Origin of the sequence: Bradyrhizobium sp., assembly GCF_049691595.1 — a bacterium.
GTDB lineage: Bacteria > Pseudomonadota > Alphaproteobacteria > Rhizobiales > Xanthobacteraceae > Bradyrhizobium.
This window is the reverse complement of record NZ_JBAVNZ010000085.1, coordinates 1-1,786: the sequence shown is the minus strand read 5'-3', so window position 1 is coordinate 1,786 and position 1,786 is coordinate 1. Positions and strand designations below refer to the sequence as shown.

1 protein-coding gene and 1 pseudogene are annotated in these 1,786 nt (G+C 59.0%); one reads left to right on the top strand and one right to left on the bottom strand.

Annotated features, from left to right (window positions below; genetic code table 11):
* The first annotated feature begins 258 nt into the window (after positions 1-258).
* Entirely contained in the window at positions 259-729 is a 471-nt protein-coding gene (locus tag WCE35_RS04090) for a hypothetical protein (protein ID WP_424592064.1), read from the top strand.
* Between the two features lie 30 nt (positions 730-759).
* On the opposite strand, the pseudogene WCE35_RS04085 reads toward WCE35_RS04090, so the two are convergent.
* Positions 760-1,659 (bottom strand): annotated as a pseudogene (locus tag WCE35_RS04085) (Mrp/NBP35 family ATP-binding protein); the annotation flags it as partial.
* Between the last annotated feature and the right edge of the window lie 127 nt (positions 1,660-1,786).

The following is a 1,786-nucleotide window of genomic DNA, read 5'->3' as shown; positions in this document are numbered from 1 at the left end:
CCTCAAATGATAACAAGAAGCCTACCCATCGCACCGTTAGCATCCCGCCGTTAGTCGAAACGAGTGTATGCAAGTGGTCGAAACTCCGGCCGACGCACCAAACCCTACGCCAAAAACTTTTGTTGGTCCATTTAAGGATATATCGACACTGTGGCGGTACAACCCGGTCTTGCCTGCCACCTTGGCAAATAAACTGCAACGCGTGCCAACAGGAAGCTGCACAAATCTATCCGGTGCGAGATGCTAAGGGAAACGGTAATGACTACAATCTTGAGCCAATCGACTGGCCTACTAAAATGCGTCAGCCTCAGCGTGGCCTTTGTCGCTGCCACGCTTTCGAGTATAGCGACAACTTGGTTGTGCCTGTGGCTGCTGTTTGGGGGCACCGGGATGTTCAGGGTCAGCTTCGGGGAAAACAGACAGTATATTTATTTCGCGATAGTAATCGTCACTATTTCCCTTACCGTTTGTGTCGGAGCTCTCTACCGAGAGCGTGCATTTATTCTTATAGGTCTCGGCGCAGTCGGAGGATATGTAGGTAGCGTGTTGGCTTATTACGTTTTGGCATTTGAGTTTGTCGAACGAATGGTGCTTAGCAACTATCTGGGGTTTCTCGTTGCACCATTGGTACTTCCAACTCACTTTATCTTTGTCGCAAGCGGAGCCTTAGCGGGAGGGTTAGTGCTCATTCTTTTGACCCTTTACAAGGCTTGGCGTTCTATCTCCTAGTGGATGGCTCAATGCCAACGGCCGTGGGGCCTACTCGATGACGATGCGCGGTGCGGGCCTGTTTGCGGTGCCGGAGGCGACCGCGGTCCAGATTTGGCGGGCGATGTCGACATAGTGCCGCGCATGCACGCCGTCGGGCTCGGTTGCGACGATCGGGCGGCCGTCGTCGGAGGTTTCCCGGATTTGGATGTCGAGCGGAATCTCGCCGAGAAACGGAATTCCGCGGCTTTCGGATTCCTGCCGCGCGCCGCCATGGCCGAATATCGGCGTGACATGATGGCAGGCCGGGCAGCAGAAACCCGACATGTTTTCGATCAGGCCGAGCAGCGGGATGTTCACTTTCTGAAACATTGCGATGCCGCGCCGCGCATCGATCAGGGCGATGTCCTGCGGCGTCGAGACGATGACCGCGCCGGAAAGCGGCGCCTGCTGCGCCATGGTGAGCTGCGCATCGCCGGTGCCGGGCGGCAAATCGACCACCAGAATATCGAGATCGCCCCACGCCACCTCGCGCAGCATCTGCGTGATGGCGGCGATCACCATCGGCCCCCGCCAGATCATGGCGAGGTCCTCCTCGACCAGGAAGCCGATCGACATCACCTTGACGCCGAAACGTTCCATCGGTTCCAGCATCCGCGGGCCGGCCTGGCGCGGTTTGCCGCGCAGCCCGAACAGTTTTGGCTGCGACGGACCGTAAATATCGGCGTCGAGGATGCCGGCTTTCAGGCCGATGGCGGCAAAGCCGAGCGCGAGATTGCATGAGGTGGTGGATTTGCCGACGCCGCCCTTGCCGGAAGCCACCGCGATGATGTGCCTGACGCCGGGAATGCCGGCCGCCCGCGAGGTCGCGCGCGCTTTCGGGTCTGGACTGGCAGCGGACACGATTTGCTCCTCACGATCCAAAAGGATCGCCTTTCTTGGTATCGCGCGCGCGCAGATAATCCTCGGTCGACATCACCGGGGGTCGCGGCGGCGCACCGTGCGGGTCAAAACCCTCGTTGACCACGGCTTCGACGCGGCAGTCCGCGCACATCTTGATCACGTCGATACGCCGGGC

What these genes read in the sequence shown, in the direction of transcription:
- WCE35_RS04090 (WP_424592064.1), top strand. Translation starts at nt 259, where the DNA reads ATGACTACAATCTTGAGCCAATCGACTGGCCTACTAAAATGCGTCAGC.